The 292-nt window shown below is 62.7% G+C and carries 1 pseudogene; it reads right to left on the bottom strand.

The window, feature by feature from the left end:
• Nucleotides 1-292 (bottom strand): annotated as a pseudogene (locus AC6CDK_RS17840) (acetyl-CoA hydrolase/transferase C-terminal domain-containing protein); the annotation flags it as partial.

The raw sequence follows: 292 nt of genomic DNA, 5'->3' as shown, positions 1-292 counted from the left end.
CGGAGGGTGATCTTGTCGAAGTACTTCTCCCAGTTATCGAAGAAGCGGGGGAAGCCGGGGGCCTCGGACAGGGACAGGGAGCAGGACGAAGCGGCGTCCAGCTTGCCCGAGTCGAAGAGGTCGAGCATGGTGTCCTGGAGAACCTCGGTGTAGACGGTCAGGTTGGCGAACGGGCCCTTTGCCAGCCCGCCGATGACGGCGTTGGCAATGGAGCCGACGCCCGACTGGAGCGGGAGGAGGTTCTTGGGCAGACGCCCCATCTTCACTTCGTGGCTGAAGAAGTCGATGATGT

The sequence above is a fragment of the Geobacter sp. PheSNFMC genome (genome assembly GCF_059620965.1).
The sequence above is the reverse complement of the archived record's forward strand: the minus strand, read 5'-3'. Positions and strand labels throughout refer to the sequence as shown.